The sequence below is a fragment of the Arthrobacter sp. 10T416 genome (assembly GCF_056394165.1).
Map to the genome: position 1 here is coordinate 751,787 of NZ_JBFTHI010000001.1, position 24,225 is coordinate 776,011.

At 67.0% G+C, this 24,225-nt stretch carries 20 protein-coding genes, 1 tRNA gene and 1 pseudogene; 12 read left to right on the forward strand and 10 right to left on the reverse strand.

The genetic code is table 11. The features are described 5' to 3' along the window. The first annotated feature begins 57 nt into the window (after positions 1 to 57). On the forward strand, positions 58 to 675 hold the full coding sequence (locus AC1DBE_RS03460) for a hypothetical protein (protein ID WP_476969603.1): 618 nt from the start codon (positions 58 to 60) through the stop codon (positions 673 to 675). A gap of 30 nt (positions 676 to 705) precedes the next feature. Here AC1DBE_RS03460 and AC1DBE_RS03465 read toward each other — a convergent pair whose 3' ends face one another. Continuing rightward, positions 706 to 1,308 carry a TetR/AcrR family transcriptional regulator gene (locus AC1DBE_RS03465; RefSeq protein ID WP_476969604.1) on the reverse strand — a complete coding sequence of 201 codons (603 nt, stop codon included), beginning with the start codon at positions 1,306 to 1,308 and terminating at the stop codon, positions 706 to 708. 189 nt (positions 1,309 to 1,497) lie between these two features. On the opposite strand from AC1DBE_RS03465, the gene AC1DBE_RS03470 reads away from it, so the two are divergent. Further along, a complete protein-coding gene (locus tag AC1DBE_RS03470; protein WP_476969605.1) occupies positions 1,498 to 2,079 on the forward strand; it encodes an SDR family NAD(P)-dependent oxidoreductase in 582 nt (193 codons plus the stop codon). Here the strand turns inward: AC1DBE_RS03470 and AC1DBE_RS03475 are convergent. Both AC1DBE_RS03475 and AC1DBE_RS03480 read right to left on the reverse strand, forming a co-directional pair. After that, positions 2,070 to 2,933 (reverse strand): alpha/beta fold hydrolase, encoded by an 864-nt coding sequence (locus tag AC1DBE_RS03475; RefSeq protein WP_476969606.1) that lies wholly within the window; start codon positions 2,931 to 2,933, stop codon positions 2,070 to 2,072. The two genes, AC1DBE_RS03470 and AC1DBE_RS03475, sit on opposite strands and share 10 nt — an antisense overlap. 45 nt (positions 2,934 to 2,978) lie before the next feature. Then, positions 2,979 to 3,975: pseudogene (locus AC1DBE_RS03480) on the reverse strand (NADP-dependent oxidoreductase). 218 nt (positions 3,976 to 4,193) lie between these two features. Between AC1DBE_RS03480 and AC1DBE_RS03485 the strand changes: the two are divergent. Beyond that, positions 4,194 to 4,934 carry an ABC transporter permease gene (locus tag AC1DBE_RS03485; RefSeq protein ID WP_476969607.1) on the forward strand — a complete coding sequence of 247 codons (741 nt, stop codon included), beginning with the start codon at positions 4,194 to 4,196 and terminating at the stop codon, positions 4,932 to 4,934. Here the strand turns inward: AC1DBE_RS03485 and AC1DBE_RS03490 are convergent. The 3 genes from AC1DBE_RS03490 to AC1DBE_RS03500 form a co-directional block, all read right to left on the reverse strand. Beyond that, positions 4,931 to 7,165, reverse strand: a complete 2,235-nt coding sequence (locus AC1DBE_RS03490) for a S8 family serine peptidase (protein ID WP_476969608.1) — start codon at positions 7,163 to 7,165, stop codon at positions 4,931 to 4,933. The genes AC1DBE_RS03485 and AC1DBE_RS03490 overlap by 4 nt on opposite strands. A gap of 815 nt (positions 7,166 to 7,980) precedes the next feature. Then, positions 7,981 to 8,115, reverse strand: a complete 135-nt coding sequence (locus tag AC1DBE_RS03495) for a hypothetical protein (RefSeq protein WP_476969609.1) — start codon at positions 8,113 to 8,115, stop codon at positions 7,981 to 7,983. Between the two features lie 81 nt (positions 8,116 to 8,196). Further along, on the reverse strand, positions 8,197 to 8,670 hold the full coding sequence (locus tag AC1DBE_RS03500; protein ID WP_476877975.1) for a MarR family winged helix-turn-helix transcriptional regulator: 474 nt from the start codon (positions 8,668 to 8,670) through the stop codon (positions 8,197 to 8,199). A 96-nt stretch (positions 8,671 to 8,766) separates the two neighbouring features. Here AC1DBE_RS03500 and bcp point away from each other — a divergent pair, with 96 nt between their 5' ends. The 6 genes from bcp to AC1DBE_RS03530 all read left to right on the forward strand — a co-directional run bounded on the left by bcp (position 8,767) and on the right by AC1DBE_RS03530 (position 17,106). Continuing rightward, a complete protein-coding gene (gene bcp, locus AC1DBE_RS03505; RefSeq protein WP_476969610.1) occupies positions 8,767 to 9,240 on the forward strand; it encodes a thioredoxin-dependent thiol peroxidase in 474 nt (157 codons plus the stop codon). Positions 9,241 to 9,343: 103 nt separating this feature from the next. After that, a tRNA-Leu gene (locus AC1DBE_RS03510) sits at positions 9,344 to 9,425 on the forward strand. Positions 9,426 to 9,672: 247 nt separating this feature from the next. Continuing rightward, a complete protein-coding gene (locus tag AC1DBE_RS03515) occupies positions 9,673 to 10,347 on the forward strand; it encodes a fasciclin domain-containing protein (RefSeq protein WP_476877949.1) in 675 nt (224 codons plus the stop codon). A gap of 228 nt (positions 10,348 to 10,575) precedes the next feature. Beyond that, complete coding sequence (locus tag AC1DBE_RS03520) at positions 10,576 to 12,231, forward strand: ABC transporter substrate-binding protein (protein ID WP_476877974.1); 1,656 nt, start codon at positions 10,576 to 10,578, stop codon at positions 12,229 to 12,231. 79 nt (positions 12,232 to 12,310) lie between these two features. Beyond that, positions 12,311 to 13,816 (forward strand): malate:quinone oxidoreductase, encoded by a 1,506-nt coding sequence (locus tag AC1DBE_RS03525; protein ID WP_476969611.1) that lies wholly within the window; start codon positions 12,311 to 12,313, stop codon positions 13,814 to 13,816. Between the two features lie 83 nt (positions 13,817 to 13,899). Beyond that, on the forward strand, positions 13,900 to 17,106 hold the full coding sequence (locus tag AC1DBE_RS03530) for an efflux RND transporter permease subunit (RefSeq protein ID WP_476969612.1): 3,207 nt from the start codon (positions 13,900 to 13,902) through the stop codon (positions 17,104 to 17,106). A gap of 36 nt (positions 17,107 to 17,142) precedes the next feature. On the opposite strand, the gene AC1DBE_RS03535 is transcribed toward AC1DBE_RS03530, so the two are convergent. Continuing rightward, the gene (locus AC1DBE_RS03535; protein ID WP_476902994.1) at positions 17,143 to 18,600 is read right to left on the reverse strand and encodes an MFS transporter; all 1,458 of its coding nucleotides are present in this window, start codon (positions 18,598 to 18,600) and stop codon (positions 17,143 to 17,145) included. Positions 18,601 to 18,795: 195 nt separating this feature from the next. Here AC1DBE_RS03535 and AC1DBE_RS03540 point away from each other — a divergent pair, with 195 nt between their 5' ends. Both AC1DBE_RS03540 and AC1DBE_RS03545 read left to right on the forward strand, forming a co-directional pair. Further along, positions 18,796 to 19,899, forward strand: a complete 1,104-nt coding sequence (locus AC1DBE_RS03540) for an LLM class flavin-dependent oxidoreductase (protein ID WP_476902995.1) — start codon at positions 18,796 to 18,798, stop codon at positions 19,897 to 19,899. Then, complete coding sequence (locus AC1DBE_RS03545) at positions 19,899 to 20,357, forward strand: MarR family winged helix-turn-helix transcriptional regulator (RefSeq protein WP_476878029.1); 459 nt, start codon at positions 19,899 to 19,901, stop codon at positions 20,355 to 20,357. The genes AC1DBE_RS03540 and AC1DBE_RS03545 overlap by 1 nt, the downstream gene beginning before the upstream one ends. A 23-nt stretch (positions 20,358 to 20,380) precedes the next feature. Here the strand turns inward: AC1DBE_RS03545 and AC1DBE_RS03550 are convergent, their stop codons facing one another. The 3 genes from AC1DBE_RS03550 to AC1DBE_RS03560 are packed head-to-tail and all read right to left on the reverse strand — an operon-like array spanning position 20,381 to position 23,461. Continuing rightward, a complete protein-coding gene (locus tag AC1DBE_RS03550; RefSeq protein WP_476878028.1) occupies positions 20,381 to 21,187 on the reverse strand; it encodes a transglutaminase-like domain-containing protein in 807 nt (268 codons plus the stop codon). 16 nt (positions 21,188 to 21,203) lie between these two features. Further along, positions 21,204 to 22,037, reverse strand: a complete 834-nt coding sequence (locus tag AC1DBE_RS03555; RefSeq protein WP_476969613.1) for a hypothetical protein — start codon at positions 22,035 to 22,037, stop codon at positions 21,204 to 21,206. A gap of 29 nt (positions 22,038 to 22,066) precedes the next feature. Further along, positions 22,067 to 23,461, reverse strand: coding sequence for a M20/M25/M40 family metallo-hydrolase (locus AC1DBE_RS03560; protein WP_476969614.1), 1,395 nt, complete (start codon positions 23,459 to 23,461; stop codon positions 22,067 to 22,069). A gap of 85 nt (positions 23,462 to 23,546) precedes the next feature. Between AC1DBE_RS03560 and AC1DBE_RS03565 the strand changes: the two genes are divergently transcribed. After that, complete coding sequence (locus AC1DBE_RS03565; RefSeq protein WP_476878025.1) at positions 23,547 to 24,221, forward strand: DUF1684 domain-containing protein; 675 nt, start codon at positions 23,547 to 23,549, stop codon at positions 24,219 to 24,221. The last annotated feature ends 4 nt before the right edge of the window (positions 24,222 to 24,225 follow it).

Consider the following 24,225-nt stretch of genomic DNA (forward strand, 5'->3'; position numbering starts at 1 on the left):
GGGGTTTTTTGTGTACCACTCCAACCGCGCAATCACTCCTCAAACGAAGGACGCACCGTGACGAAGCTGATCCCCCTCTCCCTGGTGCTGGGAGCTGCCGCGCTCACCCTCACCGCGTGTTCCACGGCCGCCCCGGCCCCGGGCGCCGCCGCCTCAACGCCCGCAGCCAGCCCCTCCGCCACGCAAACCCCCGCCAGCGGCTGGGAACTGGATGCCCAACGCGGCGCGGACCGGATCAAGGCCGCGGGCCTGCCGATCCTCGACATGGAAGGGGCGGCAGAGCATTTCCACGCGCACCTGGACGTGTTCGCTGACGGAAAGCGCGTCGCTGTCCCGGCGGACATCGGCTTCAGCTTCAATCCGGGCGGCCAGCCGAATGGCATCTCGGCGCTGCATACCCACGACGATTCGGGCATCGTCCACATTGAGGCGCCCGTAGCCGGGGACACCTACACCCTTGGCCAGCTCCTCACCGAGTGGGGCGTCCTCGACGGCACCGGACAGCCGGGTACCGCCCACTCGGACACAACCGGCTGGTCTGTCATGGTCAACGGCAAACAGCGGACCGGCCCGATCCGGGCCCTCGCGCTCAAGGCCCACGATGAGATCGTCCTGTTCCGGGGAACAGCGCCCGCACCGTTGCCTGCAACATTCACGTTCCCCGCCGGCCTGTGAAGCTCCCGGCACCCAAAAGTCGGGTAGCCGTCAGGCTGGAAGAATCGCGCGGACCTGGGTCCGGATCTCGACAAGAAGATCGGGAACACTGCTTGCGACATTGCTCGTGACTGCCAGGGTGGTGAACACGATCGCAGAGATGACGTGCGCCAGGGTTGCCGCGTCCGCCGACTCTACCCGGCCTTCCCGCTGGAGCACTGCGGAGATAGCCCTCTCAGTCTCCAGCGTGTGCCCGAGGGCGTCACGGTGGTGCGGCTCTTCGGGGTCGCCGAAGACAATCTCCCGCAGGTACGTCCGCCCGTTGTCCACCTGGGTGCGGTTGCACTCCACCACCGGACGCACGATGGCCATCACGGCATCAAGCATGTCAGCGGTATCGTCGGCGGCGGCAATGCCCTGGACGAGGGCATCGGCATACGCCGAATTCTGCACCAGCAGGAGCAGTTCGCCCTTCGTCCTGGCGTAGAGGAAAAGGGTTCCGGTCCCGATATCCGCCTTGTCGGCGATCTGCTGTGTCGTTACGTCGTCCACGCCGTACATCGAAAAGAGTTCGCGAGCAGCGAGGGTGATGCGCTCAAGTTTGTCCTGCTTGTTGCGTTCGCGCCGGCCGGGCGCCGCTGGAGCGGTGGGCATGATGCTTCCTTCGGGAATAAAGATTGACCAAGCTCATTTATGAGTATAGTCACTGTCGATTATGCTCGGCGATATCCTGATTATTCTTCCATGGAGACGTCCGGGCACCCCCGGTGGGGACAACCGCAGTGACATCCCGTAAAGGGCTGCGCCTGAACGGGTGCACCGCAGGAGAGAAAGCGACAATTCATGCCATCGATCACTAATGCCGTTGTCCTCGTCACCGGAGCGAACGGGGGCCTCGGGGAGCACTTCGTGCAGGACGCCCTCGCTCGCGGAGCTTCCAGGGTCTACGGCGCGAATCCGCCAACTGCCAGCCTGTTGGAGATCCCGGAGTCGGACCTCCGCCGAAACATGGAGACGAACTTTTTTGGCCCAGTCTTCGTCGCGCGCGCCTTTGCCCCGATACTCGCTGCGGCGCCGGACTCGGTACTGGTGAATGTGCACTCCGTGGCGAGCTGGTACGCGTTCGGCGGGGTCTACAGCGCTTCAAAGGCTGCACTTTGGTCCGCGACGAACTCTTTCCGGCTCGAGCTGGCACCGCAGGGCGTCCATGTGCTCGGCGTACATATGGGCTATGTCGACACCCCCATGGCCGCCAACGCCCACGGTCCCAAAATGACCCCCGCTGACCTTGTTCAGGCCGTATACGCGGGGGTCGAGGAAGGCGCTTACGAGGTCATCGCGGACGCAACCACCGCCGGCGTGAAGGCCGCGCTCAGTGCACCCCTAGAGGCGCTGTACCCGGAGCTGAAGGCACCTCACGCGTAGCCAAGGAACTTAAGGACAACCGGCACGAACACGGAGTGGAACTGGAAGATCCCCCCGTGTCCGGAGTCCGGATAAATGATCAGCTCCGAGCCGGCTATGCGCTGGTGAAGGTCCCCGGAGAGGATTGAGGGAACCATACGGTCGTTGTCGCCGTTGGCGATCAGGGTCGGCTGCGTGATGATCGACAGATCCGATGGCCGGGAGCGGCCGTATCTCTGGATCGCCTTGAGCTGCGTGCGGAAAGCCTTGGTGGTGATCTTCTTGTCACGGTTGGCCGTGCGTACTCCCAGACGCGCAATAAACTCTTTCGCGGCGCGTTTACCAGTGGTATTGCGGTCGAAGAAGAGGAACTCTTTTGGATCCGACCGGGAGAGCGTTGTACGCAGGATGTCGTAGTAGGTGGTGCGGGTAACCCTGTCCATATCCTTGCCTCCGCGCGGACCCGTGCCGGTGAGGACAAGCTTGCGGACGAGTTCCGGGTGTTTGACGACCAGGTCCTGCGCGATCATGCCGCCCATGGAGAACGCGAAGATGTCGATCGTCTCGAACCCCAGGGCGGTGATAAAGGTGTAGGCGTCGTCCGCTGCTTCCTCGATGGTCTCAGGTACCCCGCCAGAGGAGCCTCCCACGCCGGCCTGGTCGAAGGCGATGACGTGACGGTTTTGGGCGATCGGGCCAATGATGGCCGGGTCCCAGTTGTCCAGGGTAGCGGCCAGATGCACGAAGAACACGACTGGGATGCCGCCTTTGGGCCCCAGTTCACGGTAGGCAAAGCTGATCCCGCCGGCGGTGATGGACTGCGTGGGCACGTTGGCATAAGAAATAACGGCGGGTTCGCCGTTTGGAATTGTCATGATCATCTTTCGGTAGGACAGTCGGCCGTCGGGAAGTGGTGTGGGTCAGGGGATGCAGATGACAGTTTTGCCGCGGGTGCCGCCCTGCTCCACGCTGCGCAGCGCTTCGATGGTTGCCTCGAAGGGGAACACGCGGCCGACGACGGGTTTCAGCACCCCCGCGTCGACGAGGTCAGTGATGCGGCCGAGCTGGTCGCCGTCGGCCCGCATGAAGAGGAACTCATAGCTGACGCCGAGCTTCTTCGCCTGTTTCCGGATTTTTCGGCTGAGAGCCGTGATCGCGAGGCGCAGGACCGGGTTTAGTCCGATTTCACGGGCGAACGCGGGGTCGGGCGGGCCGGAGATGCCGATAGCCTTGCCACCTGGCCTCAGGACGCGCAATGACTTCTCGAGGTTTTCGCCCCCCCAGGCTGTCCAGCACCAGATCGAAGCCACTCATCTGATCCTCGAAGTCTTCCGACCTGTAGTCGATGACCATGTCCGCTCCCAGCTCGCGCACGAGGTCCGCGTTTTTTCGGTTCGCCGTGGTCGCAACGGTCGCGCCGAGGTGCTTTGCGAGTTGGATCGCCATGGTTCCCACCCCGCCGGCGCCGGCGTGGATAAGGACCTTCTGGCCCGGCTGGACGTGCCCCTTCTCGACCAGGGCCTGCCAGGCAGTGAGAGCCACAAGCGGGAGTGAACCGGCCTCTTCAATGCTGATCGAGGAGGGCGCCAGGGCCAAGTCCCTTTCAGCTACGGCGATTCGGTGGGCGAAAGTGCCGATGCGGTCCTTGCTTGGGCGCCCGTACACCACGTCGCCCTCCCTGAATCGACGCACGGCCGCGCCGGCACGGATCACCGTTCCGGCGACGTCGTTCCCCAAAATGAGGGGCAACTTGTAGGGCAGGATCTGTTTGAACTCGCCCGCCCGAATCTTTTCGTCCAATACGTTGACGCCCGCAGCCTGGACCCTGATGAGGACATCCCGCTCGCCGAGGACGGGCTCGGGCGCGTCGACCTCCTGCAGCGGACCCTTGTATGAGGTGACGGCAAAAGCCTTCATGATCTTCCTAACGCTCCTCGAGTCAACAAGACTCCCCACGGCAAATTACCGAGTGCTATCAATAATGAGCGCGCTCAGTTATTCTGTCAATCCACGGCCCCGCAACGAGCTGCCCCACTGCAGAGAACACCGATCCGGAAGATCCACAATCACTGCATCGGGACGCCGTGTAAAACTTGCAGGATGACCGAGTTCCTACAGCTGCGGAAACCCTCCTAATGGTCGACGAACTCCCCCGGACCATTCTCGGCGTCGTTGTCCTGATCGGGGTGGCGACCACTGTCCTGCTGGCCGCGCGGGTGCATGCTCCCTGGTCACCGGCGCTGGCAGTGCTCCGCGGGATGCTGCAGCTGGCCGCCATCAGTTTCGTGTTGTCCGGCATCATCCAGTCGCCGTGGCTGATCGCGGCCGCCCTGTCCGTTATGTTCGCGGTGGCCGCCGCAACATCGGCGCGCCGGCTCGGAACCCTGCGAACACGGCTCCTGCCCGTCGCGGGCTGCATGGGGGGAGGCATCCTGGTCGCAGGCACGGTGGTTTTCGCCACCGGAGCCGTTGCTTTCACGCCGCGGTACGTCCTCGCCGTCGGCGGGATCGTGATCGGAAACGCGATGACGATCGCCACCCTGTCCGGCCGCCGGTTCGTGGAACTGGTGAACGACCGCTGGGATGAAGTGGAGGGGTGGCTGGCCCTCGGCGCCCGCCCCCGGCAGGCCACCTCAGAACTCGTCCGGCGGGCCGTGTCGGCCGCGCTGGTCCCCACAGTTGACCAAACCAAAACCACCGGACTCGTCACGCTTCCCGGCGCCTTCGTGGGCGCGATCTTCGGTGGCGTGTCTCCCCTTGAGGCGGGCAGGTTCCAGATTGTTGTGCTGGCCGCGATCATCGCCGCCGGCAGCCTGGTGGCCGTCGGGCTGACCGCCTGGCTCGGCCCGGTGCGGGTCCGCCCCGAGGCCGGCTAGGGAACCCGGGCGGTGTAGCCGGAGTACTTTGCCACGCTGGCGTAACCGGCTTTGGAGCCGACGACGCGCACGCTCATAACGTCGTAGCGGTCAACCCATGCCAAGCGGTAGTACCGGCCAGTGGCGCCGCTGATCGCCGCGCCGGACCTGTACCACTGGTAGCGAAAGGCCGTCCCCGCCGTCCAGGTGCCCGGATTCGCCGTGAGGGTGTACCCGCACCGGGGAGTGCCGGAGATCCACGGCCGAGACGAGACCAGGGTGCCCACAGCGATGGCGCTGGTGGTCGGCGAGTCCTTGACGGCGGTGGTGTAGCCGGCCTTGATGGCACCGACGCGAAGCCGCATGAGCTTGCCCTGGTCGGCGGCCACCAGTGTGTATTTGGAGGCGGTGGCGCCGCTGATGGCAACCCCGGCACGGTACCACTGGTACTTCAGGACCGCTCCGGGAGTCCAGGCGCCGGGGACCGCGGTCAGCGTGTAGCCCACTTTGCGCGTGCCGCTGATTATGGGCGTCGGCCCCGTCAGCGTACCGCGCGCCACCAGAGCCGGCTCCGAGGTGGCTGCGGCCGGTTTGTAGCCGGCGGCTGTTCCCGTGACCGTGACGCTCAGGAGTGTTCCGGCGTCGGCGGCCGCCGGAGCGTAGGACGACGCCGTTGCACCGGTTATGGGTGCACCGGCGCGCCGCCACTGGTAGGTGAGCGCGGCCCCGGACGGGGACCAGGTGCCGGCTACAGCCGTCATATGCTGTCCGACGGCGGCAAGCCCGCTCATCGTCGGTGTCCCCGAGGCAACGTACGGGACGGCTCCGGGCAGGACCGAGGCGACGGCCGCTGCCGCGTCCACCAGCCCGGTTCCGCATCCGCCCTGATCGCAGATGCCTGGCAAGGGCCGGGCCGACGCTTTGAGCTTCTCCTCGACCTGGGCCGGGGTGAGGCCGGGGTTGGCCGAAAGCATGAGAGCGGCCACGCCCGCCACGTGCGGGGAAGCCATCGAGGTGCCCTGCAGGTACGCATACTCGGCCTGGCCGGGCGTGACCGTGCCATTGTTGTAGGTCGACAGGATGCCGTTGGAGCCTGCGGAGGACATGTCTCCGCCGGGGGCGCTGACGTCCACTTCGGGTCCGAAGTTTGAGTAGCCGGCCCGGGATCCACTAGGCCCGGTGGCGCCGACGGCCACCACGTTGTTGCAGTTCGCCGGGTTCGAGTTGGAAGCCGGACCGCCGCTGTTTCCGGCCGCGGCGACCACCACCGAGCCAAGCGACGTCGCCATGTCCACCGCCCCCTGGAGGTAGCTGCTGCAGCTGCCGTCCCCGCCGAGGGACAGATTGATCACCCGGGCCGGCGTGCTGTTGACCGGGATGCCGGTCAGCGTGGCTCCGGCCGCCCACGCGATGGCATCGGCGATGTCGCTGATGTAGCCGCCGCACGAGCCCAGGGCCCGTACTGGCTGGACCTTGGCGCCGTAGGCCACGCCCGCGATGCCTTCGTGGTTTCCGGCCACCGCGCCGATGATGCCGGCCACGTGGGTGCCGTGCCACGACGAGGGCTCAGTGCCGCAGGCGTCGCCGGGATCGGACGGATCGGCGTCCCTGCCGTCGCCGTCGCCGGCGGTGCTGAACGTGTTGACGGGGTCGGGGTCTTCGGAGATGAAGTCGTACCCGGGAACGAGGTTCGGCGCCAGGTCCGGGTGCGCGGTGATGCCGGTATCGACCACGGCCACAGTGACTCCGGCCCCCGTGGACGTGTCCCAGGCTCCGGGAAGGTTCAGTCCGGCGGCGCCGTGCAGGTTCCATTGCTGCGGATAGCCGGGATCGTCCGGTGCCGCCGCCGTGTGTACGAAGGCATCCTTTTCAGCCAGCACAACATTGGGCTGCGCAGCGAGGGCGGCAGCGAGTTCATCGACCTTGTCGGCGCTGGTCCCGGCCGGAGCCGTCAGGATGTTCGCTCCGCCGGCGGTCGCCCGGAGTTCCTTGACGGAGACGCCGGCCGCTTGGGCTGCGCGGCCGTAGGCCTTGGCCCGCTCCGCCGATTTTCCCCGGACGGAGGCCTTGAACTTGATGATGATCCGCTCCGTTGGTGCGGTGGCGCGCTGAGTGGCTGCTCCGGAGGGCATGTTCCGCGCGGGGGACGAGTCCGCGGCGGCCGGAAGGGCAACGGCAGAGCCGGCCAGCACGGCGGCGGCGGCGGCGCATGCGACGGTGCGGGAGAGTCGGATTTTGGGGAGAGCTGGCATGGGCGTCCTCGGTAACGCGGGGCGCGGGCTGGTGGCGGGCGCCGCAAGGCGGGCAGTTACGTGGCGGGAAACTCTATGCTCATCCCGCAGCCCGGGCTCCCGACGCACATTCTAAACCACAACTGGTTACTTCAGTAACACGAGCCCCAGAAGAAGCCGTACCGTTCTGCCCCTAGACCGCCGGCTCGCCCCGGCGCCTGAGGGCCAGCAAGGCCCAGGCGGAGAGCAGCAGCCCGCCGACGGCCAGTAGCGCTCCCCCGGCACTGATCCCGGCGTCGCCGTCTTCGGGTGCCCGCGCAGCAGGTGGAGGCGGTTGCTGGGCCGCAGCCGGGACTGACGACGGCGTCGCCGCGGCGGTCGCGGGTGGCGGCGTTGGACGGCCGCTGTCGTGGTTGGTCGTCGACCCTCCGGGACGCGGCGCGGAGGTCGTAGGGACTGCCGATTTCGGCGGTTTGGGTGCCGTCGATGGCGCGGCAGGCGCTGTGGGCGCCGGCGTCGGCTGGACCGGGGGTGCCGGCGGTGCTGGAGGTGCTGGAGGTGCGGAGGGAGCGGGCTTGGGAGTGCTGGAGGGCTTCGCCGTCGGTGGCGGCGATGGATCGCAGCGGCCCAAGGGAACCACCACCACGGGGCCACAAGTTTCGGCATGGGCAGGAGCCGGAGCGGCCAGCACTGAGAGGGCGGCCAGGATAAGGATGGCCGAGGCCACAGCGGCCCCGAGGGTACTCCTAGGCGTTCTCATCCCAGACATCCTATGTTCCGGGTGCAGGGGTTCTGGGGATTTCCGGTGGCGGTTCGGGACTGCTGCGGCAGGGGCGCTACGCCCGCGCCGCTGCGGCGAGCTGGAAGTGGATGGGCAGTGCCAGCTGGATCGGGAGGGTGCCCAGGGGTTCGTCGAGCAGCTCGTTGATCGAGGTCTGCCCTTCGAGCTCGGGTGGTGGCACCGTTTCCATATCCAAAACATTAACCGAGGCCACTCCCGCGCGGGTGCAGGACACGGAGGATACTCTCAGCCCGAGGGGCGGAACAAAGTCCTAGTTGGCGTCCGCGGAGATGGCGGGATCGGAGGTCGCCACAATGGCTTTCGCTTCGGTAGTAGACATCCGGTTGGCCAGCTCCCGGACCACTGACTGGAGTTCGTGCCGCAGCGAGTCGGGGTCAATCGAGGCAGCCGCAAGGACGGAGCGTTCCATGTCGGCGGCTTCGGCAACCGCCTCCCGGCCGCGTTCGGTGAGGGTGACAACGTGGCTGCGCCGGTCAGAGACACTGCGCTCCCGCGAGATGTGTCCGTGGAGTTCAAGGCGGCTCAGCGTCTTGCCCATGGTCTGGGCCTGGACCCGCACCAGCTGCGCCAGCTGCGCCTGGGTCATCGGTCCCTGGGCGGAAAGAACTTCCATCGCAATGACCCCGGCGTGGGTCAGTCCGATGGCGCCCAGCTTCTCGTTCCACGAGTGTTCAACAAGCCGTGCTGCCGTGGACAGTAGGCGGCCCGTAGGCCAGCGATCCATATCAGGCATACCAAAGAGTATAACGATTGTCCGATTCGGCGGTCTCACCGGCACTCACTAAGCTGGAATTCCGTGAATTCTGCCAAGGAGAAAACCATGCCTGAACGACTCATTCCCGGCGCCGACGCACCGGATTTCCGGCTGTCCGACTCGGCGGGGCGGGAGGTGGGCCTGCAGGATTTCCGCGGCCGGAACACCGTGGTCTACTTCTATCCGGCTGCCGCCACCCCGGGGTGCACCAAGCAGGCGTGCGACTTCCGCGATTCGCTGACGGCGCTCCAGCGCGCCGGCTATGAGGTGGTGGGCATCTCCCCCGATCCGGTTGCCAAGCTCGCGGCCTTCGCAGCCGACGAGGGGCTGACTTTTCCGTTGCTTTCAGACCCGGACCATGCCGTCGCCGAGGCCTACGCCGCCTGGGGCGAGAAGAAGAACTACGGCCGCACCTACGACGGGCTGATCCGCTCCACCGTGGTGGTTGACCCGGACGGCAAAGTCGCCCTGGCACAGTACAACGTGCGCGCCACCGGGCACGTCGCGAAGTTGTTGCGCGACCTGAAGCTGGGGGCCTAACTTCCGCCACTGCCGGCGCCTGCCACGGACTGCGGACGCGAACTGTAGAATGATGGCTGGCATCCATCACCCGGTCCCCGCGGACCGGCAACGGCGGAGCCGCGCGCGAGTGGTGAAATTGGCAGACACGCAGGATTTAGGTTCCTGTGCCTTCGGGCGTGGGGGTTCAAGTCCCCCCTTGCGCACAGTAACCAGCAGAACCCCGGTCTTCGGACCGGGGTTCTGCTGGTTTAAGCCCGGATTAGCGGCGATGAGCGCGGCCGGATCGCCACCGCAAAAAAGATTTTCGATTCCCACCCATCCCTTTCCGCCGAGCACCCGAATACCCATTGAGACACCAACCAAGGGTCGGTGCCCGCCAGTCGGAGGAAAGCCGCAGTGGCAAAGACGTTCACTGCAGCAATGAAATCGGCACAACAAAGGAGAATCGAAATGCAGACCATCAAGCGCACGACTTTCGCCGTTGCAGGTATCGCTGCTGCAGCCATGCTCAGCCTCACTGCCTGCGGCGGTTCCAGCACGGCCCCCAGCTCCTCGGCTCCGGCCTCCACCCCGAGCGAATCCAGCATGGCGCCGTCGCCGTCCATGAGCTCCTCCGCTGCAGCCATGGATCCCGCTGCAGACCTCGTTGGCTCCGGCTGCGCCGGCTACGCCTCCAAGGTCCCCAGCGGCAAGGGCTCCGTCGCCGGTATGGCCCTTGACCCGGTCGCCGTCGCGGCCTCGAATAACCCGATCCTGACCACCCTCACGGCGGCCGTCTCGGGCAAGCTCAACCCCAAGGTCAACCTGGTCGACACCCTGAACGGCAGCGAGTTCACTGTCTTCGCCCCGACGGATGACGCGTTCAAGAAGATTGACGCCGCCACCATCAACAAGCTCAAGACGGACGACGCCCTGCTGAGCAAGATCCTGACCTACCACGTTGTCCCGGGCAAGATCAGCCCGTCCGAGATCGTCGGTACCCACAAGACGGTCGAAGGCGGCTCCGTGACGGTCACCGGCAGCAAGGATGCCCTGAAGGTTGACGGCGCCAACGTTGTCTGCGGCGGCGTCAAGACCGCCAACGCCACGGTCTACATGGTCGACTCCGTGCTGATGCCGAAGTAGGCACCGCTAAACCCTCCTGATTCGGATCCGGCGTGACTCCCCGGATCCACCTGGAGAAACGAAGGCCCGCACCTGCTGGTGCGGGCCTTCGCCTGTTTCGGGGGCCGGGCCGCCGCCCCGGTCAACTAGACTGGGGCTGTTCCGCAGCCGGCGGCCTACGACTTTCCCAGAGGTGATTCCCGAGTGCCCAGCAGTACCGCGCCCATCAGGACCGGCCACGGCCGGACATTGCGCCGCTTGGCGGCAGGTTTCAGCGCGGCCCTGCTCCTGCTCCCCCTGGCTGCCTGCACGGGAGCCCCGGGCCCCGCACCGTCGCTGTCTTCCTCTGCCAAGACGTCCGACGCCGCTCCCACCGCCACGTTCACTTTCGGGACCGCTTCGCGTCCGCTCGGCCTGGACCCGGCCCTCGTCTCCGACGTCGACTCCTACCGCATCACCCGACAGGTCCTGGAGGGCCTGGTGGGCGTTGACCAGACCAGCGGCAAGCCCACACCGCTGCTGGCCACAGAGTGGTCCGCCAGCGATGACGGCCGCTCCTACACCTTCAAGCTGCGCGAGAACGTCAAGTTCCAGGACGGCACGCCGTTCAACGCGGCCGCCGTGTGCACCAACTTCAAACGCTGGTTCAACTTCTCCCCGGCCCTCCGCAAGAAGGCGCCGGGCAGTACATTCAAGGGTGTATTCATGGCCCATGAGGACCAGGCCTCCCTGTCCATCTACAAGGACTGCGCCCCGGTGGCGGCCACCAGTGTCCGGATCGATCTCACCCAGCCGTTCACGGGCTTCATCCAGGCCCTGACCCTGCCGGCGTTTGCCATCTCCTCCCCGCGTGCCCTCGCCGCGAAGTCCGCCGACCAGCTCACCCAGACCCGCGAGGGCCAGCCCGTCTCGGCCTACGCCCTGCACCCGGTGGGCACCGGACCGTACGTTTTTGATTCGTGGGACAACAACACCGTGACCCTGAGCAGCAATAAGGGCTACTGGGGCGACCGGGGCCAGATCGCGACCATCCACTTCGTCAGCTACGACCACCCGCAGACCCGGATGCAGGCCCTGCTCGACGGCAAGATCGATGCCTACGACTCCGTCACTGTGGGCAACTTCGATCAGCTGGTCAAGCGCGGCAAGCAGATTGTCCAGCGCGACCCCTTCTCCGTGATGTACCTGGGCATGAACCAGCAGGTGCCGGTCCTGCGGAACCTCAAGGTCCGGCAGGCCATCGAGATGGCCCTGGACAAGGACACGCTGATCCGGAAATTCTTCATCGACAACACCACCTCGGCCTCGCAGTTCGTTCCGCCGAAGCTCAGCGGCTTCAACAACAACGCCCCCTCGCTGGGCTATGACCAGAACAAGGCCAAGGAACTGCTGGCCGCGGCCGGGTACAAGGGCGAGGAACTGAAGTTCTACTACCCGCTCAACGTCACCCGTCCCTACCTGCCGACGCCGGAGAAGGTCTACGCGGAGATCAGCCGCCAGCTCACCGCCGTCGGCCTCAACATCAAGCCCGTCCCGGTGGACTGGTCGGACGGCTACCTGCAGAAGGTCACCTCCCCCGGCGACCATGCGCTGCACCTGCTGGGCTGGAACGGTTCCTACTCCGATCCGGACAACTTCGTGGGCCCCCTCTTTGGCGAGAACACCGGCGAGTTCGATTACCAGGATCCCCAGGTGTTCTCCAAGATCTCCCGCGCCCGCGGCCTGCCGGACGGCAAGGAGCGCACCGAGCAGTACCAGACCATCAATGCCCAGATCGCAGCGACCGTCCCGGCGGTTCCGATCGCGTTCCCGATCTCGGCGCTGGCCTTGTCCGACCGCGTGATCAAGTACCCGGCGTCACCGGTCCTGAACGAAGTTTTCACCAAGGTCGAATTAAAACCTTGACGGAACGGCCCAATTTCAGTTAGAGGACCGTGCAGGGATATTCTGTGACAGCCAGAGCCGCTGCTATCGGAGACTGATTGTGACTTTCATTTCCAAGACCCAACACGCCGACGTCGTCCTGATTGGCGGCGGCATCATGAGCGCCACGCTGGGCGCCTTCCTCAAGCAGCTCGAGCCGAACTGGACTATTTCGCTCTTCGAACGGCTGGACCAGCCGGGCCTGGAAAGCTCCGGACCGTGGAACAACGCCGGTACCGGCCACGCCGCCCTGTGTGAGCTTAACTACTCCCCCGCGGCCAAGGACGGCTCGGTGGATCCCGCGAAGGCCCTCCACATCAACGAGCAGTTCCAGCTCTCGCGCCAGTTCTGGTCCCACCTGGTGACCAACTCCCTGATCGGGTCCCCCAAGGGGTTCATCAACACCGTCCCGCACATGAGCTTTGTGGTGGGCGATGCCAACGCCAAGTTCCTGCGCACCCGCTATGAGGCGCTGAAGCCGAACCCGCTGTTCCGGTCCATGGAGTTCTCCGAAGACCACGCCCAGATCGCCAAGTGGGCTCCGCTGATCGTCAAGGGCCGCGATCCCAAGCAGCGCGTTGCCGCAACCCGCGCAGCGGAAGGCACCGACGTCGACTTCGGTGCCCTGACCCGCGAGCTGACCAGCTACCTGGGCAATAACGGTGTGGAGATCAACTACGGGCACGATGTCACCGGCATCGAGCGCGCCTCCGACGGCGGCTGGGACCTGGCCCTCAAGCACCCGCGCTCCGGCGAGCACGGCTCCATCCACGCCAAGTTCGTTTTTGTCGGCGCGGGCGGCGGTGCCCTGCACCTCCTCCAGGCGTCGGGCATCCCGGAAAGCAAGGGCTACGGCGGCTTCCCCGTCTCCGGCCAGTTCTTCCGCTGCACGGATGAAACCCTCGCCAGCCAGCACAGCGCCAAGGTCTACGGCCAGGCCTCCGTCGGCGCCCCGCCCATGTCCGTGCCGCACCTGGATACCCGGTACGTCAACGGCAAGCGCTCCCTGCTCTTTGGCCCGTACGCCGGCTTCTCCACGAACTTCCTCAAGAACGGCTCCTACCTGGACCTGCCGCTGTCCATCCGCCCCTCCAACATCATCCCGATGCTGGCCGTGGCGAAGGACAACATGGACCTCACGGCCTACCTGGTGAAGGAAGTCGCCAAGCGGCACGGGGCCAAGGTCGAGGCGCTGCGCGAGTACTACCCCGAGGCCAAGGACGGCGACTGGGAACTCATCACCGCCGGCCAGCGCGTCCAGATCATCAAGAAGGACCCCAAGAAGGGCGGCGTGCTCCAGTTCGGCACCGAGGTCATCGCCGGCCGCGACGGCACCATCGGCGCGCTGCTCGGCGCCTCCCCTGGAGCCTCCACCGCCGTACCGATCATGATCGAACTGCTGCAGAAGTCGTTCCCGAAGAGCTTCAAGGGCTGGCAGTCCAAGCTCAAGGAAATGATGCCGGGCTATGGCGTCAAGCTCAACGACAACCCGGAACTGGCCGCCCGCCTCGAGGCCGACACGGCCGCTGCACTCCAGCTGGAACCGGTGTCCGCCACCCGCGGCTGAAACCAATCCGGGGGGCGGCACGTTCCATCCCTGTGACGTCACGCCGTTGACGCACGTCCGTCGACCCACCAGGAGACCATAAGATGTTCCGGCTGGCCAGGCTTTCGCTAGCAAACCGGGCGCTGATCGCGCTGATCACCGTCTTCGCGTCGGTCTTCGGCGTGATCACGATGTCCTCGCTCAAGCAGGAGCTCATTCCGTCCATCGAGTTCCCGCAGATCACCGTCATCACCTCCATGCCGGGGGCCTCCCCCGAGGTGGTTGACAAACAGATCAGCGGACCGCTGGAAACGGCACTGAACGGCGTCGAGGGGCTGGAGTCGACGTCCTCGACCTCCCGGAACGGGGTCTCCCAGATCACACTGGCGTTCACCTACGGCTCCAACTTGGACCGTGCGCGAAACCAGATCGACCGGGCCATCTCCAACGCCAAGCAGTCGCTGCCCAAGGACGTCCAGCCGCAGGCCATCGCCGGCAGCATCAGCGACTTCCCGATCGTCTACCTTGCGGTGTCCTCGGACAAGCCACTGAGTGAACTCAACGCGGACCTTGCCCGGCTGAGTGTGCCGCGGCTGCAGAAGCTCGACGGCGTACGCGGCGCGGAGGTGACCGGCGGGGCCACCCAGCACATCCAGATCCTGCCGCGGCCAAAGGACATGGCTGTGGCCGGCACCAGCATCCGGACCATTTCGGATGCCCTGAAGAACAACGGCTCCCTGGTTCCGGCCGGCAGCATCGAGGACAAGGGCAAAACGCTCTCGCTGCAGATCGGCAGCCCGGTGGACTCGGTCAGCGCCATCAAGGCCCTGCCGCTGGGAGGCGCCCGCAACGCAGCGACGATCGGCAGCGTGGCGGACGTCAGCATCGCCGAGGACGCCCGGACCTCAATCACCCGGACCAACGGCAAGGAAACCCTCGCCGTCTCGGTCACCAAAAAACCCGAGGGCGATACCGTCGGCATCTCGCACGCCGTCAAGGACGCCATCCCGCAGCTCGAGGCCGAGCTCGGGTCCAACGCCAAGTTMACGCCGGTGTTCGACCAGGCCCCGTTCATCGAAAAGTCCATCAAGGACCTCACCACCGAGGGCCTCCTGGGCCTTGGCTTCGCCGTCGCCGTCATCCTGGTGTTCCTGCTCTCCGTCCGCTCGACCCTTGTCACGGCCGTTTCCATCCCGCTGTCCCTGCTGATCACCTTCATCGGGCTCTCGGCCACGGGCTACTCGCTGAACATCCTGACCCTCGGCGCACTGACCATCGCGATTGGCCGCGTCGTGGACGACTCGATTGTGGTGATCGAGAACATCAAGCGGCACCTGAGCTACGGCGAGCAGAAGATCACCGCCATCCTGACCTCCATCCGCGAAGTCGCCGGCGCCATCACGGCCTCCACCCTCACCACGGTGGCCGTGTTCCTGCCGATCGCCTTCGTCGCCGGTCTCGCGGGAGAGCTGTTCCGGCCCTTCGCCCTGACCGTGACTATCGCCCTGATTTCCTCGCTCCTGGTGTCCCTGACCATCGTCCCCGTCCTGGCCTACTGGTTCCTGCGGACACCGGCGGATAAGGCTGCGGCCACCGCGGCCTCCGCCAAGGAAGCGGCCGCGAAGGCACATGAGGCGGAGCAGCGCAGCTTCCTGCAGCGCGGATACCTGCCGATCCTCACCAAGACCCAGCGCCACCCCGTGATCACCCTGATCGCCGCCGTCCTGGTGCTCGGCGGCACTGCCGCCATGTCGCCCCTGCTCGCGACCGACCTGCTGGGCCGCTCCGGCGAGAACAGCATGACCGTCCGGCAGGCGCTCCCCGCCGGGACCAGCCTGTCCGAGGGCAGCGCGGCTGCCGTCAAGGTGGAGAAGGCCCTGCGCGGCATCGACGGGATCAAGGATGTGCAGGTCACCACAGGCAATGCTCAGACCGGCTTCTCCGCCCTGCAGTCCACCGGCGCATCGAACTCCACCTTCACCGTGGTGACCGAAGAGAAGGCCAACCAGGGCAAGCTGCAGGACACCGTCCGCACCGCCCTTGCAGGGATCTCCGGCGCCGGAAAAATCACCGTCGGCTCGCAGCAGGGTGGCTTCGGGACCACCTCCACGGTGGACATCACGCTCAAGGCTGCCAGCTCCAGCGACTTGAAAACGGCCAGCGACGCCATGGTCAAGGCCATGGACGGCGTCCCGGGCTCGTCCGAGGTCAGCACCAACCTGGCCGCGAACCAGCCGGTCGTGCAGGTCAAGGTGGACCGTGCCAAGGCCGTCGCGGCCGGCCTGAACGAAGAGCAGGTCGGGGGCATCCTGGCGTCCACCGTCAGCCCGATCCCGGCCGGCACCGTCCGCATCGGCACCAATGACTTCCCGGTCCGGATCGGCGAGGGCACCAAGTTCACCAGCATCGCCGCCGTCCGCGACCTCCCGCTGCCGACGGCGCGGGGCCCGGTTCCGCTGTCCTCGATCGCCTCCGTGGACCAGGTTGACGTTCCGGTCTCCATCACGGCCAGCAACGGCCAGCGCACCGCGCGGGTTTCGGTCACGCCGTCGGGCGCCAACCTTGGTGCCGTGAGCACCGAGGTGCAGGCCCGGCTGAAGTCGGTCCAGCTCCCGCCCGGCGTTACCGCGGAAATCGGCGGCGCCACCACCCAGCAGGCCGACTCCTTCGCCCAGCTGGGCCTGGCGTTGCTCGCCGCCATCGCGATTGTTTACGTCATTATGGTGGCCGCGTTCAAGTCGCTCGTGCAGCCGCTGATCCTGCTGGTGTCGATCCCCTTCGCGGCTACCGGTGCTATCGCCCTGCTGGTCCTGACCGGTGTTCCGCTCGGCCTCCCGTCCCTGATCGGCATGCTGATGCTGGTGGGCATCGTGGTGACCAACGCGATTGTGCTCATTGACCTGATCAACCAGTACCGCCAGCCGCGCGACGGCGGGCCCGGGATGAACGTCGCCGAGGCGATTACCCACGGGGCGCGGCAGCGCCTCCGCCCGATCCTGATGACCGCGCTGGCCACCGTGTTCGCGCTGACGCCCATGGCGCTGGGCCTGACCGGCGGCGGCGGGTTCATCTCGCAGCCCCTGGCCATCGTGGTGATTGGCGGCCTCATCTCCTCGACCGCGCTGACGCTGATCCTGGTGCCCGTGCTGTACCGGCTCGTGGAGGGCCGCCGCGAACGGAAGTCACTTCAGCGGGCCGGCGGCAGCGAAGCCTCCCACGGGCGGCTGGCCCAGCCTGCTGCGGCCAGCGCACCGGCGTACCGTGACTCCGGGGCGGATGAGCCGGACGAGGCCCCAGCCCTCCGTAACTGACGTCCGCGACCGCGTCGCCCTGCCGCGCTGCTACGGCTAGTGGGGAGCGACGGCGGTGGCCTCGGCGGCGCGGGCCGGGGCCGGGTCAGAGAAGGCCAGTTTGGGGACGAGGACCAGCGCCGCTGCCGCTGCCAGGCCGGTGATCCCGCAGATGCTCCACACAGTGAGGTAGCCGGCCAGGGGGGCCGCCGTCGATCCCGCGGTGGCGGCAGCACCGCCGTCGCCCAGGACATGGCTGAGCAGCGCGATGCCGAACACGGCCGAGGCGAAGGCGCCGCCGATCGTCTTGGTGGTGTTGGTCAGGCCGGTCGCCATGGCGGTGCGGTCAAGGGGTGCCGCGGCAGCAGCTGCCGAGGGCAGGGCTGCCACCAGCGCGCCGGAGCCCAGGCCGGCCACCGCCATGTTCACCAGGGCCTCCGCCAGGCTGGCGTGGAACGGCAGGAAGAGGAGATAGCCCAGTCCGACGCAGACCGCCGCGCCCACCAGTGTCCACCGCGGGGTGAGTCTTCGCGTGACCACCGGATAGAGCAGGGCTCCCACCAGCAGGGCAAGGACGTAGACGCCGATAATGATGGAGACATGCCCCGCGCGCAGGCCCAGCCCGTAACCGTGCAGAGCCGGATCCGTCCGGGCAAAGGTGGACAGCGGGGCCTGGGCGCCCAGCACCGAGACGCCGAACAGCCCTGCCGTCAGCTGCACCGGCCACATGGATGGCGCGCGCAGCATCCGGATGTCGACCAATGGATCCTTCCGGCCCAGCTCCACCCGGGTGAAGGGGATAAAGACCAGCAGCCCGGCCGCTGCCAGTGCCCACGGCCACCAGGCGCCGGGACCGTTGAGCCGCATAAAGGTCAGCCCGGAGGTGATCAGGAGCAGCCCGACGGCGAGCAGTGCAAAGCCGCGGGTGTCCACCCGGCCACCGCTCCGTTCGGTGGACTCCGGCACCCCGAAGCGGACCACGAACCAGCACGCGGTGACGGCCACGGCCGGAAGCATCAGGACCAGCTGCAGCGCTCCGGCGAAGACTTCCACCAGGGCACCGGCGGCGAGGGCGCCGGCGATGACGCCGAACTCGAGCGCCCCTACCAGGGCGCCGGCGGCGCGGCGGGTGCGGGCAGCGCCGTCGGGCAGTGCGTGCACCCGGCTAAAGACCAGGGCGATTTCCAGCGGGAGCCAGACCACGTAGAAACCCTGCAGCGACCACGCCGCGAGGAACGTCCAGAAATCCGGTGCCAGCGCCACACCCCACGACGCGGCTGCGGTGAGGGCCGTGGAGACGAGGAGGATCCGGCGGTGGCCGTACATGTCGCCAAGCTTTGCGAGCACCGGCACCGCCAGGGCGCTCACGGTCAGCTGGGCCGCCTCAAACCAGTTCACGTCGGCATCGTGGATCCCCAGGTGCCGGGCGATGTCCGTGAGGATGGGTGTGTAGTACCCCTGGAGGATTCCGCTGGTGAGTTCCACCAGGCACAGAAAAGCGATAACGCGGCGCATGTCGACCTTCCGGGCGGGCTGGGCTCCGGGCGGCCAGCCGACTGATTGCATCCTAGGTCCGGCCGCCGCCGGGCCAGTGCAGGAACCGTGGAATATCCCGGCGTGGCGCACGTTATAGAGGGTGATAGATGCAAATGCATATAAATCGGTTATAGTAGTAGCAACCGGAAGTCTCCGGCCCCGGAAAGGAAAACCATGCAGATCGGCGTATTCAGCGTCAGCGACATCACCACGGACCCCACCACGGGCCGTACCCCCACGGAGCACGAGCGCATCAAGGCCTCCGTGGCGATCGCCAAGAAGGTCGAAGAAATCGGCATGGACGTCTACGCCATCGGCGAGCACCACAACCGGCCGTTCTTCTCCTCCTCCCCCACCACAACGCTCGCGTACATCGCGGCGCAGACCGAGCGGATCATCCTCTCCACGGCCACGACGCTGATCACCACCAACGATCCCGTGAAGATCGCCGAGGACTTCGCGATGCTCCAGCACCTGGCCGACGGCCGCGTTGACCTGGTCCTGGGCCGCGGAAATACCGCACCGGTGTACCCCTGGTTCGGCAAGAACATCCAGGACGGGATTGAGCTCGCGATCGAGAACTACAGCCTGCTGCGGCGGCTGTGGGACGAGGACACGGTGAACTGGTCCGGCAAGCACCGCACGCCGCTGCAGAACTTCACCTCCACCCCCCGCCCGCTCGACGGCGTGGCCCCCTTCGTCTGGCACGGCTCGATCCGCACGCCACAGATCGCCGAAGTGGCCGCCTACTACGGCGACGGCTTCTTCGCGAACAACATCTTCTGGCCCAAGGAGCACTACCAGCAGCTGATCGGCCTGTACCGCGAACGCTACGAGCACTACGGCCACGGCAAGGCGGACCAGGCCATTGTGGGCCTCGGCGGCCAGTTCTTTATGCGGAAGAACTCTCAGGACGCCGTCAAGGAGTTCCGCCCGTACTTCGACAACGCCCCCGTCTACGGCCACGGCCCGTCGCTGGAGGACTTCACCTCCCAGACCCCGCTGACCGTCGGCAGCCCGCAGGAAGTCATCGAGAAGACCCTCACCTTCCGCGAGTACTTTGGCGACTACCAGCGCCAGCTGTTCCTGATCGACCACGCAGGGCTGCCGTTGAAGACCGTCCTGGAGCAGCTGGACCTGTTCGGCGAGGAAGTTCTGCCGGTGCTGCGCAAGGAGTACGCCGAGAAGACCCCGGCGCACGTTCCGGAACCGCCGACGCACGCCGGCCGGGTGGCCGCGTCGCTGGCAGCCCGTGAAGCCGCCCCGCAGGAGGCCTGATGTCCGCCAGGATTGAATCGCCGGTGCGGCTGGCAGCGCAGACCTGGGAGTCGCTGTTCCGGGCGCAGGTTGCCGTGATGCGCCGGCTGCAAACCGGACCGGCGTTCAAGTCCCTGGCCGTGAACGAGTACGACGTCCTGTTCACGCTCTCCGGCTGCCCGTCCGGCTGGCTGCGCCAGAACGAGCTCAACGACCACGTGCTGCTGAGCCAGTCCAGCCTCAGCCGGTTGGTGGAGCGGCTGGAGAAGCGGGGCTTCGTGGAGCGCAAACCCGCCCCCGACGACGGCCGCGGCGTGCTGGTCCGGCTGACCGACGCGGGGCGGGAACTGCAAAAGGAAATTGGCCGCGAACACGTCCGCGACATCGCCTCGCTGGTGGCACCCGCCCTGACCGCCGAGGAACAACGCGAGCTGCTCCGGCTGACGGACAAGCTCAGGGCTTCGGTCCAGGCGCGCTGACCGCGCCGGCACCGGCGGCGGGACTAGCGCAGAGCGACCAGTTCCGCGGGGTCCTCGGCCGGCAGCTCGCCGGTGACGGTGGCGGTAACCTTGAGCTCCCTGAGCGAGAGGCTGCCGCCCACCGTCGACAGGAACGCCGTATCCGAAGAATCCCGGCCGGCGGTAATCCTGAGCATACTTTCCCGCGGTGCCAGTCCTGTCGGGTCGATGACGTGCCAGGCCCCGTTGATGTGGGCCTCCGCCACCGCATGGAAGTCCATGGGGGTCAGTCCCGGAGCGTACACGGCTGCCAGCCGCGCGGGCACGTTCTTGGACCGCAGCAGCGAGATGGCCAGGTGGGCGAAGTCCCGGCACACCCCGCGGCGGTGCAGGAGTGTTTCGACGGCGCCGTCGGTCCCGCGCGAGGACCCGCTGACGTACCGGAGTTCGCTAAAGACCCAGTCCCGCACGGCATACAGCAGTTCGGGACCGTCGAGCCCGCCGAATTCGGCGTAGGCGGTCGGAAGCAGCCGGTCCGACTCCGCATACCGGCTCGGCCGGACGTAGCGGATCAGCTCCATGAGGGAGGGCTCCTCCGGGGCGGCGAACCCCGTGACGGTGGCACCGTATTCGACCAGGACTTCAGTGGGTTCGGCAAACTCCATGTAGTGGAAGCGCCCGCCGTGGTGGTCCGAGAGTTCGGTCAGCGCCACGTCCTCCCCGCCGGCGGTCACGGACAGCGACTCCTCGAACCCGCTGTAGCCGGGGTTGAGAGCCGCGGCCACCGCCATCGCAACCTTGGTATTAGCCACGGTTTTGAATGCCAGGCGTGCGGACACAATGCGTTCCATGAATCTCCGGAGGGTGCTAGTTATTGATCTTCAGCGACAGTAGCATCCGCTGGACGTTGGCGAATTCCGAGCCGTCGTTCACGTATTTGTCGGCCTGCGCCAGGGTGTCAAAGGATTTGGCGGGTGCCACCTTCTGGTCCGGGGCGAACGCCTTGAGCTCGGCCAGGTCGCCGAAGGCGTAGTCCCCCTTGCCGCCGGGGCCGCGCACGATGTTCCGCAGGGAGCAGGACTTTCCGGCCGCACCGCCGACCACGTTCGTGATGCCGTAGGAGCCGAAGTACTTGTAGCCCTGGATGACCCGGAACACCACGTGCGGGTCGATGGTTCCTTCCCCGGCCTGGTGTGGCAGCTCCACGGGAACACTGCTGACCACCACGTACGGCTTGGCGGCCCCGGACTTGCAAGCGGCCGGTGCCTGCGGCGGAAGTCCGGTCTGCAGGGTGGCCAGGTACCGGCCCTCCGCATCCTTGACCTCGATCCTGAGGGCGCCAGGGAGGGTGCCCTGCGCCGGTGTGACCGACTGTGCTATCCACTCCTGCGGGAGGTCGAAGCTGACAGTCTTGCCGGGGTCGTAGAAGGTCTTCCATACCGCGGCGGTCGCTCCGGCGGTGGCTCCGGCAGAAGAGCTCGCGCCGGCAGTCGCCGTCCCCGGCGCCGTCCCGCCGGCCGATCCGGCTGCGGCAGGCGTCGAAGCGCCGCCGGAAGACTCCGCCGTCGTACTCCCGCCGGGGGTGCCCGCCGTCCAGGTGGGCGCACCCTTGCTTTCGCTGCTGCAGCCGGCGAGCGCTGCCGCAGCGAGCGCCAGCGCAACAGTGATCCGGAGTCCGCGGGAGGGTGCCGTGCCAGTCATGCTGCCAGCGTAGCCGGGCCCATTAGGCATCAAAGCTTCCGGAGCAGCGTTTCGTAAAAGCTGACGCCACGGCCCAGCGTTTCGAGCGAGATCTTTTCGTCAACGGCGTGAATGGACCCGCGGTCCGCCGCATCCATGGCGAAGGGGGCGAAGCGGTACACGGCATCGCAGATCGCGGTGAACCTGCGTGAATCCGTTCCCCCCATCATGATGTACGGGGTGATGATCGCCTCCGGGAAGGTCGCAGCGATGCAGCCTTCCAGCAGCTCCCATTGCGGGCCGGTGGAAGCGGACACCGGGGTGGGTTCGTTGCCCTCCACGACGCGCAGCTCGACTTTCGGATCGCGGATGACCTTGCGCAGCCGCTCCACGGTGCCGGCTACGGTATCCCCCACCGCGACGCGGATGTTTGCGTTGGCCCGTGCCGTGGCCGCGAGCACGTTGGCGCCAGGGCTGCCCTCGAGGGTGGTGACGGCCACTGTGGTGCGGGTCATGGCGTTGGTTTCGTTGCCGAGCCGGCCGAACAGCCAGGTCATCGGGACCCTGAGCAGGGACAGGTTGGCGAAGGCGATCCGCAGCGGGACGGGTGCATGGGGGCCGAAGCGCCGGAGCATCTCGACGGTCACGTCCGGGAGCCGCTGCGGGAACGGGCTGCGCTCCAGCCGGGTGATGGCCCTGGCCAGCCGGGCCGTCGCTCCCATCCGCGGCGGCGTCGAGGCGTGGCCGCCGGGGTCACGAGTGAGGAGTTCGACGTCGAGGATCCCCTTTTCGGCAACGCCCACCACGGCGGCCGGCCTGCTGACGCCGGGAAAGGCGCCACCGGCCACGGCGCCGCCTTCGTCGAGCACCAGCCGGGGCCGGATCCCGCGCTCCTCGAGGAGGGCCGCCGCCGCCACGGCACTGTCGCCGGCGGTCTCCTCGTTGTTCCCGAAGGAAAAGTAGACGTCCTGTGCCGGGGCGAAGCCATCGAGGAGCAGGGCCTCTGCGGCTTCCAGGATGGCAACCAGCTGGCCCTTGTCGTCGAGGGTACCGCGGCCCCACAGATGGGTACCGTCGTTGTGGCCGGCGAAGGGCGGGTGGGTCCACGCCTGCTCGTCCCCTGCGGGGACCACGTCGTAGTGGGCCATCAGTACCGCCGGGCCGTTTCCGTTGTCAGTGCTGTCCGTTCCGCGGGTCCCCGGCCAGCGGAAGAGCAGGGCATGGCCGTTGACGCGTTCCACCTCCAGCGCTGCGTGGACTGCGGGGTACAGAACCGGGAGTGCGGCCAGGAAGGCCTCGAACTGGTCGGCGTCCACCTCGGCGGAAACCCGGGAGGAGACGGTACGGTACCTGACCAGTTCAGCCAGGGATGCGGCGGCGCGGCGGGCGCGGTCCGCGGGGACAGCGGCGCGGGCGGCGGCCCCGGCGGCGGCGGTGTTGTGCATGCGCGAAAGTCTACGGGCCGGCAGCCCGGGGAGGTCCGCAGCAGCGGCTGCGTTTCCGGCACGGGATCGGGGCTAGGCTTGGGGGATGGCTGATGAGCACTTTGACGGAGCGGACCTCGACGAACAGGACAGCGTCACCCGAATGTCCGCCGTCGACATCGCGGACTGGCGGCTCCGGACCTTTGCGCTCTACGCAACCGTCCGGAAGATCGCGGCGGATAATCCCGCGGAAGCCCACTCCTACTGGCGGCAGGAACGGGACCGGATGTTCGGCACGCACCCCGCTTCGCCGCTCACCGACGCCGCAAAGGCCAGCTTCGGCGGCCTGAAGACCGCGGACTACGATCCGATCTACCGCTTCCACGTCCCCATCACCCCGGAGGGCGCCGGCCGGGAGATGAACGTCGAGACCGGAACCGACGGGGTGGTCCGGTTTGTCCGGCTCGGCACCTTCGACCTGCCGGAGATGGGGCAGCTGGCGGTGTGGAAGCTCAACGGTTACGGCGGCGGAATCTTCGTGCCGTTCCGCGATGCCACCGCGGGCCGGCCCGGCGGCAGCTACGGGGCGGGCCGCTACCTGCTGGACACCATCAAGGGCTCCTTCCACGGCGTCTCCGGCACGGGATCCGGTGCCGAGTTCGTGCTCGACTTCAACTTTGCGTACAACCCTTCCTGCGCCTACAACGAGGCGTGGGCGTGCCCGCTGGCCGGGCCCTCCAACCGCCTCGCCGTGGAGCTGCCGGCCGGCGAGCTGTACTAACCGG

Coding starts and splice junctions, on each gene's coding strand:
- AC1DBE_RS03500 (WP_476877975.1), bottom strand. CDS start 8,670: ATGGATCGCTGGCCTACGGGCCGCCTACTGTCCACGGCAGCACGGCTT.
- AC1DBE_RS03465 (WP_476969604.1), bottom strand. CDS start 1,308: ATGCCCACCGCTCCAGCGGCGCCCGGCCGGCGCGAACGCAACAAGCAG.
- AC1DBE_RS03485 (WP_476969607.1), top strand. CDS start 4,194: ATGGTCGACGAACTCCCCCGGACCATTCTCGGCGTCGTTGTCCTGATC.
- AC1DBE_RS03495 (WP_476969609.1), bottom strand. CDS start 8,115: ATGGAAACGGTGCCACCACCCGAGCTCGAAGGGCAGACCTCGATCAAC.
- AC1DBE_RS03550 (WP_476878028.1), bottom strand. CDS start 21,187: ATGGAACGCATTGTGTCCGCACGCCTGGCATTCAAAACCGTGGCTAAT.
- AC1DBE_RS03470 (WP_476969605.1), top strand. CDS start 1,498: ATGCCATCGATCACTAATGCCGTTGTCCTCGTCACCGGAGCGAACGGG.
- AC1DBE_RS03475 (WP_476969606.1), bottom strand. CDS start 2,933: ATGACAATTCCAAACGGCGAACCCGCCGTTATTTCTTATGCCAACGTG.
- AC1DBE_RS03535 (WP_476902994.1), bottom strand. CDS start 18,600: ATGCGCCGCGTTATCGCTTTTCTGTGCCTGGTGGAACTCACCAGCGGA.
- AC1DBE_RS03565 (WP_476878025.1), top strand. CDS start 23,547: ATGGCTGATGAGCACTTTGACGGAGCGGACCTCGACGAACAGGACAGC.
- AC1DBE_RS03555 (WP_476969613.1), bottom strand. CDS start 22,037: ATGACTGGCACGGCACCCTCCCGCGGACTCCGGATCACTGTTGCGCTG.
- AC1DBE_RS03515 (WP_476877949.1), top strand. CDS start 9,673: ATGCAGACCATCAAGCGCACGACTTTCGCCGTTGCAGGTATCGCTGCT.
- bcp (WP_476969610.1), top strand. CDS start 8,767: ATGCCTGAACGACTCATTCCCGGCGCCGACGCACCGGATTTCCGGCTG.
- AC1DBE_RS03490 (WP_476969608.1), bottom strand. CDS start 7,165: ATGCCAGCTCTCCCCAAAATCCGACTCTCCCGCACCGTCGCATGCGCC.
- AC1DBE_RS03545 (WP_476878029.1), top strand. CDS start 19,899: ATGTCCGCCAGGATTGAATCGCCGGTGCGGCTGGCAGCGCAGACCTGG.
- AC1DBE_RS03540 (WP_476902995.1), top strand. CDS start 18,796: ATGCAGATCGGCGTATTCAGCGTCAGCGACATCACCACGGACCCCACC.
- AC1DBE_RS03560 (WP_476969614.1), bottom strand. CDS start 23,461: ATGCACAACACCGCCGCCGCCGGGGCCGCCGCCCGCGCCGCTGTCCCC.